General features: G+C 71.2%; 8 protein-coding genes and 2 pseudogenes. 3 read left to right on the top strand and 7 right to left on the bottom strand.

Translation table 11 applies throughout. The features are described from left to right. Window positions 1–143 precede the first annotated feature (143 nt). From ACFV0G_RS22075 to ACFV0G_RS22065, 3 genes are read left to right on the top strand one after another with little or no spacing between them, the layout of a single operon-like run. Window positions 144–428, top strand: coding sequence for an ABC transporter permease (locus ACFV0G_RS22075; RefSeq protein WP_380550385.1), 285 nt, complete (start codon window positions 144–146; stop codon window positions 426–428). Next, window positions 425–1,204: a hypothetical protein gene (locus ACFV0G_RS22070; protein ID WP_380550382.1), complete on the top strand. Its 780-nt coding sequence runs from the start codon at window positions 425–427 to the stop codon at window positions 1,202–1,204. Before ACFV0G_RS22075 ends, ACFV0G_RS22070 begins: the two co-directional genes overlap by 4 nt. Before the next feature lies 1 nt (window position 1,205). Beyond that, on the top strand, window positions 1,206–2,585 hold the full coding sequence (locus ACFV0G_RS22065; RefSeq protein ID WP_380550379.1) for a hypothetical protein: 1,380 nt from the start codon (window positions 1,206–1,208) through the stop codon (window positions 2,583–2,585). Between the two features lie 108 nt (window positions 2,586–2,693). Here the strand turns inward: ACFV0G_RS22065 and ACFV0G_RS22060 are convergent, their stop codons facing one another. The 7 genes and pseudogenes from ACFV0G_RS22060 to dacB form a co-directional block, all read right to left on the bottom strand. Further along, complete coding sequence (locus ACFV0G_RS22060; protein WP_380550376.1) at window positions 2,694–3,767, bottom strand: M14 family metallopeptidase; 1,074 nt, start codon at window positions 3,765–3,767, stop codon at window positions 2,694–2,696. A gap of 15 nt (window positions 3,768–3,782) precedes the next feature. Then, window positions 3,783–4,112: a hypothetical protein gene (locus ACFV0G_RS22055; protein WP_380550373.1), complete on the bottom strand. Its 330-nt coding sequence runs from the start codon at window positions 4,110–4,112 to the stop codon at window positions 3,783–3,785. A gap of 93 nt (window positions 4,113–4,205) precedes the next feature. Continuing rightward, window positions 4,206–4,973 (bottom strand): TetR/AcrR family transcriptional regulator, encoded by a 768-nt coding sequence (locus ACFV0G_RS22050; RefSeq protein ID WP_380550370.1) that lies wholly within the window; start codon window positions 4,971–4,973, stop codon window positions 4,206–4,208. A gap of 218 nt (window positions 4,974–5,191) precedes the next feature. Beyond that, a complete protein-coding gene (locus ACFV0G_RS22045) occupies window positions 5,192–5,347 on the bottom strand; it encodes a hypothetical protein (protein WP_380550367.1) in 156 nt (51 codons plus the stop codon). Between the two features lie 39 nt (window positions 5,348–5,386). After that, window positions 5,387–5,482, bottom strand: a pseudogene (locus ACFV0G_RS22040) (DDE-type integrase/transposase/recombinase); the annotation flags it as partial. Window positions 5,483–5,575: 93 nt separating this feature from the next. Then, window positions 5,576–5,818: pseudogene (locus ACFV0G_RS22035) on the bottom strand (transposase); the annotation flags it as partial. A 320-nt stretch (window positions 5,819–6,138) separates the two neighbouring features. Beyond that, window positions 6,139–7,324 (bottom strand): D-alanyl-D-alanine carboxypeptidase/D-alanyl-D-alanine-endopeptidase (dacB, locus tag ACFV0G_RS22030; protein ID WP_380550364.1); only part of this gene is annotated, 1,186 nt, incomplete at its 5' end.

Below are 7,324 nucleotides of genomic sequence, written 5' to 3'. Positions count from 1 at the left end.
CCCTCGGGGCCCAGCGAGCGGGCCCCCCCCCCCCCGGCCCCGGCCGCGCCTGTTTGTCCCCCCGCCACCCCCGGGCGGCACGGGAATCGGCGTGCGCCGCGCCCTGGCGCGGCCCGGGCGGTTGGAGAAGGGGAGGTGTAGAAATGCCCTTCCGGCAATCGAATCCGGTCCGGCCCCGCTTCTGGGTGGAGACGGCCCTCGGCGGGCTCTCCGGACTGCTGTTCCTGCTCACCCTGGTATGGCCGCAGTGGATCGAGACGCTCTTCGGCGTCGACCCGGACGCCGGTAGCGGCGCGGCGGAGTGGCTCGTGGTCGCGCTGGCGGCCGCCGTCACCGCCACCTGCCTGCTCGGCGCGCGGATCGAGTGGCGCCGGCGCACCCTTCCTCGGCCCGTGCCGCGCGGTGACGGGAGAGGAGGATCGTCATGACGGACACGACACCCGCCAACCACGAGGAACTCACCGAACTCGTCCGACGGGCCCCGCTGAGTTTCACGGGCACCGTCACCCGGATCGGCGACACCTCGCTCGGGGCCGTTCCGGTCGAGGCCCGCAACGAACTGACGGCCGTGGTCCGGGTGGAGGAGGTGCTGCACGCGCCCGAGGCCTTCCGGCAACTCGCAGGCAGCGAGGTCACCGTCCAACTGGCGGCCGAAGCAGGCCCGATGGAGGTCGGTGACGCAGCCGCGTTCTTCACCCGTGGCATGGTCTACGGCGAGGGCCTGGGCGTCTCCGAGGTGGCCCGGCTGCCCGTCGGAGCCGTCCTGGGTCGCATCTCGATGGCGGCGGCCTCCGCCGACGAGCTGCCGTTCTCGGCCGTGCAGCGCACCATCCGCAACGAGGACATCGCCGCGCACGCGGCCGAGGCGGACGCCGTGGTGGTCGGCGCGGTGTCCGGACTGGAGGACCTCGAGCTGACCGACTTCTCCGAGCACGCCCCGCGCTGGTGGCGCGCCACCGTCAACGTGTCGATCGTCGAGCGCGGAGCCGTCGAGCCCGGACCCGCCACGTTCCTCTACCCGAGCAGCACGGACATCCGCTGGCGCCAGGTGCCCAACCCGAACGCCGGGCAGGAGGCCCTGTGGCTCCTCCACTCGACGGAGGGCAGCAACCTGGCCGAGTACGCGCCGTTCCGCCTGCTCCATCACGATGACGTCCAGCCGGTGCAGAAGCTCGCCGTGCTGCCGGGTACGGAGGTGAGCTGACATGCCCATCAAGGTCGTCAACATCATTCCCAAGGCGCTGAGCGGCGACCGCGGCCTGGACAGCGAGCCCAGCCTCGCGGTCAACCCGGAGAACCCGAAGGAGATGGTCGCGAGCGCCTTCACCCCCGACCCGATGGGCGGCCCGTTCGCCCCGATCTTCGTCTCCACCGACGGCGGGGACACCTGGGTGCTGAACAGTGTCGTCCCCGGAAACGGGGGCCGCGGGACCGGGGACATCAGCGTCGGCTTCGGCGGACAGGGCGGCCGGCTCTACACCGGCATCCTGAACGGTGAGACCAGTGACCTGCAGATCCTGCGGATGCCGGACGTCACCGTCCCCGATCCGATGGACGAGATCGTCGACCGGAGCGACGAGGACCAGCCCTGGGTCGTCGCCACCACTGTCGCCGCGAACGGCGTCAGCAGCGACCGGGTGTACGTCGGCAACAACGACTCCTCCGAGGAGCCCCGGCCCGCCACCGTGGACGTGGCGAGTGACGGCCGTACGGCTGCCGGTCAGGCCGGCTTCGAGACCGTCCGGCTCGACCGGCGCGGGGACACGGTCCACGACGGGCCGCCGATCCGGATAGCCGTCCACCCCGACGGGTCGGTCTACACCGCGTACCAGCGCTGGACCGAGTTCAGCGCGACGCGCATCGTCACCTTCGACGTCGTGGTGACCCGCGACGACAAGGGCGGGATCGGGCCGAACCCCTTCGAGGACCTGCTGGACCCGGACGACAGCGAGGTCGGCCTGCGCGTGGTGACCGGCCGGAAGGTGCGGTTCAACGTGCAGGTGCCGTCGCTGGGCCAGGAACGCACCGGCGCGGACCTGGCGATCGCGGTGGACCAGACGGACTCCAACAGCGTCTGGATCGCCTGGTGCGACAACCAGGGCGGCGCCGCCCCCACCGATTACGTGCTGCACATCCGGCACTCGGCGGACCGGGGAGCGACCTGGGCCGTGGCGCACCCGGACATCCGCAACGGCAAGAACCCGGCACTGGCGGTCAACTCCGACGGCCTGGTCGGGCTGCTCTACCAGCAGCTGGAGCACAACCAGTGGTCGACGGTGCTGGAGCTGACCCGCGACCTGTTCCAGACCACGGACAGGCAGGTACTGCACCAGGCTCCGGGCGACGTCCCGCCGGCGGGGTTCAATCTGCCGTTCCTCGGCGACTACCTGCGGATGATCACCGTCGGGAAGGACTTCTACGGGATCTTCTCCGGCAACAACACCCCCGACCTGGCCAACTTCCCGGTCGGCGTGACCTACCAGCGCAACGCCAACTTCACCACCCACCAACTGCTCAGCACGAACAGCATCACCAGGGTGCCGCCGTCCATCGACCCGTTCTTCTTCCACTGGTGGGCCGCTTGAGCGCGTACGAGCGCGCACGAACGCGCACCCCAAAGCGCCCGCCACGAACGATCGTGGCGGGCGCCCTGCCGTCGGGCACTGTGGCTCGGGTGTATGCCTCGGGATGTGTCAGGCGGTGGCCAGGCAGAACTGCACCAGGCCGGCGTCCACATCGAGGATGATCTCCTCCATCTCCGCCCACCGCGGGTGGAACTCGGTGCCCCACTCGACGGTGAAGCCGAACACCTTGCCCTGGTCGGGGTCGGCGAAGTTGCGGGAGTAGACGTAGTCGTCGCTGGTCCCGCTGGTCGGGTACAGGTGGAAGCCGGTGATCGGCTTGTACGCCAGTCCGCGCACGCCGTCGACGCCCTTGCAGAACGCCTCGGCGAGCAGAATCTCGGCGTCCTCGTCCTCCTTGGGGATGTACTCGGCGTACGTGAAGTCGTCGGGCCGGCCGCGCTTGCCGTCGTACTCGGAGTTGCGGAAGTTCATCTCGGGGTTGGTCGACTGGTTCTCGTCGTCACCCCAGTTGTAGAGGATGTCCTGCGCGTAGCTGTGCACGTCGACGAACCACCGGGTCAGCGGGAACTGCTCCAGCAGGTCGAGGACGTTCTGGGTCTCCGGCTCGGAGAACGCGCTCGGGCCGGCGTAGACCTGCGGGTCGCACGGGTTGTTCGACACCCGGGGGTGGGCGCTCGGGTCGAAGGCGGTGACGAAGTCGAAGAGGAAGTCGTAGTTGCGGTTGAGGTCGACGCCGACGCAGTCCGGGTCCGGGTTGCCGCCGGCGTTGGCCGGGTTACGGTTCTTGCGCCACATCGGCCGGACGGTCTGGCTGTAGTGCCGGCCGTCGGGGTTGACCAGCGGGAAGATCACCAGGTCGAGCCGGTGGAGCAGGCCGCTGATCTGGCCGGCGGAGAAGGTGGTGCTCCCGTAGCCGAGGCCGGTGCCGTCGCGCTGGGCTTCCAGCAGGTCGGCGGCGAGGTGGATGAGGATCTCGCAGCTGCCCCACTCACGGGCGTGGACGCCGCCGATCATCATCACGCACGGCTTGGGCGTGTCGGAGGGTTCGCCGACCACCAGCGCGTGGGAGGCGCGGCCCTCGAACGTGGACTGGCGCAGGGTGACGAGCTGGGAGAAGTCGGGGTAGGCGGCGGCCAGGCTGGTCACGGCGGACTCGACCTCGGTGACGTTCAGGTACGGCATGACGGGCCTCCCGGGTCAGCCGGAGATCTTGGCGGCCAGGCCACGCGGGACGGCGTCGGCGGGGGCGAACCGGTCGCCGTCGCCGACCTCGGCCTGGGCGGCGCGCCCGGCCTCACTGGCGTTGCCGGTCCGGGTGACCGTGACGCCCTCGCGTTCGAGGTCCGGGATCCGGTCGGCCGTGGTGTAGACATCGACGCCGATGCGGCCGTCCGCCTCGTGGTGCGGGCGTCCGCCGACGTCGGAGTGGGTCTCGCGCAGCAGGGCGCGCAGGGTCTTCAGGTCGTCCGCGATGACGCGGAGGCGCAGGATGTCGTCGTGGGGTTCTGCGTTCGGAACGGCGGACATGAGGACTTCTTCCGGGCGCCGCCGGAGCGGTTCCGGGCGGCCGGTTCGGCGGCGCCGATCTGGGCGGATATGTCCGACGTGTACCTCGTATCCTCAGGATGCGTCGCCGCCGTAGAACGCGTCAAGGGGAGGCTGCGGAATCCCGTCCAGCAGGCGGTCGAGGCCGCCGAGCATCTCCTCCTCGTCGTCGAAGTCGGCGAAGCGGGGCACCAGGGCGCGCAGCCGCGGGTACTCAGCGGCGGGCAGCCGGTGCAGGCCCAGCCGTAGGACCGGGTCCGGTTCCTCCGGGTTGTCGACCACCTGGCGCTTCTCCACCAGCAGGCAGCCGAGGTTCCAGGCGGCGAAGGCGCGGTAGACGGTCAGGGCGGTCGCGTCGTCGAAGCCGGCCCGTCCGAGCACGGCGAGGATGTGCTCGGCGAGTTCGAGCACCGGCGTCGGCCGCCGCGCCACCGGGACGGTCAGCGGGCGGGTCGCGACCAGCGGCAGGATCTCCGGGTGCGCGTGCGCGACGGCGGCGAACGCCCGGGCGATCCGGCGCAGTTCGAGCCGCCACTCGGGCCGATGCCGCTCGGACCGCTGCTGTTCGGGCTGGAGCCGCTCGGACTGGTGCGGGCCGCTCGCGGCGCTAGTCCGCAGCCGGTCGTTGACCCTCGTGAAGAAGGACTCGGTCAGACCGTCGAGCAGGGCCTCCTTGCCCGGGGTGTAGCGGTACAGCGCCATCGACTCGACGCCCAGCTCGGTGGCCAGCCTGCGCATGGTCAGCGCGCCCAGGCCCTCGCGGTCGACCAGCGCCACGGCGGCGTCGAGCACCAGCGGCCGGCTCAGCCGCCCCCGCTTCTCGGTGCCGTCCCGCTCAACCATGTCCGCACTCCTCCGGGTCGGTGCCAACGTCGTCGGCCGGGCCCGAGCCGGTCGGGCGGGCCGGCGGGGCTCTGCGGCGGATCCCTCCGGATCTCCCGAACTCTCCGGATCCCTCTGCAGCGGATGTCACTCAGCGGATACAGAACCAGGATACAAGGTATAAATCAGGCGTAAACGGATGCTACTGAATCGATCCGTGGTTCCGACGACTTCGCCGGTCAGCCGACCATCAGTCGGACGGCGAGCCCGGCGACCAGGGCGGAGGACCCGAGTGCGGTGAGTAGTCGGCCGCGCGGGCCGAGCAGCGCGCCGCCGGAGGCGAGCAGTAGCTGCCAGCTCGCGGAGGCGGCGAATGCGGCAGCGACGAACACCACCCGGGCCAGGGAGCCAGAGGCCGCCTCGTCGGTGGCTCAGCCGACGATGCGGCGGGAGGCGATGTCGATGACGGTGGCCAGGTAGAGCCAGCCCTCCTCGGTCGGGACGTAGGTGATGTCGCCGCACCAAGCGCGTGTCGAGAGCTGTCGGGTGGGGCCGGAAGTCGCGCAGGACCAGGTCCGGCCGGGCGACGGCGCGGGGGTCGGGGATGGTGGTGCGCTGGCGCCGCGGATCTTCCGGGAGGAGTACGCCCGGTGCGCCACGACTCGGTCGGGCCTGGTGCGAGGCCGTCCGCTCCCGGCCCGCGGGACCCGGATCGCGTCCAGCCCGGCGGGCAGCATGGTGCAGTCGGCGGTGTTGCCGGTGCTCAGCACGATCGACAACGGCAGGCCCCGACCGTCGACCGCCAGGTGGAGCTTCGTAGTCAGCCCGCCCCGGGACCGGCCGAGCGCCTCGCGACGCGCGGTTCGGGTCTACTGGGCCCAGGTTGTCTGCGTCTTGGTGAGGTTCGCTGACAGTTGGTAGGTAGCCAGCCCGATTCCGGGGTCTCGGGCAGCACCCGGGCCTGGTTCCGTGCGCGGAGGTTGCTCGGCCTCGGCGAGGGTCCCCTTCAGCGCCGACTCCAGGTTCGGACGGGGCGGCGGGGGCTCTCATTAGCGTCTGCGACGACACCTCCGGGCCACGGTGACACCATCCCCCTCAGGTCATGCTTTCGACAGGGGGACACAGCCGTGCCGGGCCCGGAGGCCAGCGGTCCTCTTGCAGGACCGCGAAGAACATAACGGGGGGGTCAGCCGCCTTGCTGCTGGAGGATCGAGGAGGCCTCGGCGACGTCCTCGACGACCTGGGAGATGAAGGCGTTGAGGTCGGCCACGGCGAGGTTGTTGACACCGGCGAAGAACGTTCGGAGCTCGCCGGAGGGGGTCACCAGGTAGCCCGCGACGGTCTCCGCGCCCACGGCGGCCCGCCCGTTCAGGAGGTCGGGTCCGACGTCTGTCCCGGTCTTGGCGAAGACCTTGCCGACGCCCCCGCAGCCGGTGCAGAAGCCGTCCAGAGTGCCGTCCTCTCCGAGGACCGGGAGGGTGTCCCGGAATGCCTCGGCGTCCGGGGTGTGCAACCAGTACCGGAGCACCTGGTTGACCGCCACGGGGGTGGCCCGGTCGACCGGGTCGCCGCCGCGGCCGTCCGCGAGCTCCACCTGCTTGGTGTCGACTCCCGCGGCCTCCAGGAACGCCCGGAGCACCGGGAACCCGGCATTGCAGTCGGTGCTGTTCGCGGTCACCGCCATGAGGCAGACGTCGAGGTTGGCGCCGAGGTTGTGGCTGACCTTGAGCACCAGCCGGGCGTACTGGCTGAAGGGCGGCGACACGTAGGAGGCGACGTCGGAGCCGGCCGCATACGCGGCGGGCAGGCCCGCCTCGTCGTTGGCGCCGACCGGGTCGGCAGTCACCGTCACGCCGGCCCGGGCGAGGGCCTCGATCAGGGCCGTCCGCCCGAAGGCGGCCGGGGCCACGACCGGGCTCACCCGCAGCACGGGCGCCGCGTCGGCGGCGATCGTGCCGGACAGCGTGATCCGCGTCCCGTCCTCGGACGCCGTCACCTCGATGTCCGTGGTGCCCCCGGCGGCCACCGTGGTGACCTGCGAGACGACCTCGTAGGGCGCGACCTGGGGGCGCCAGGAGAGTTCGGCCGGGCGGCCCGGAGCGGTCGGCTTGGTGAGCAGGTCGATCAGGTTGTCGTTGATGATCAGCGGGGTGGGGGTGGGATCGAGGGCCGGCGTTTCGAACAGCCGGGTGTCGACCACGACGTCGCCGTCCACCCGGCTGATGCCGGACTGCCGGATCTGCCTTGCGATGTCGTCGATCCCCGCGAGCGGGTCCTCGGGGGTGAGGGTCGCGCCGGGCAGGTCGTTGGCGTACGTGTGGTCGATTGTCGTGTATTCCAGGGTGGCCACGGGGGTGTCCCGACCGCCGAGC

Source organism: Kitasatospora sp. NPDC059571, from assembly GCF_042735675.1.
In the GTDB taxonomy this organism is placed as follows: Bacteria; Actinomycetota; Actinomycetes; order Streptomycetales; family Streptomycetaceae; genus Kitasatospora.
The sequence above is the reverse complement of the archived record's forward strand: the minus strand, read 5'-3'. Positions and strand labels throughout refer to the sequence as shown.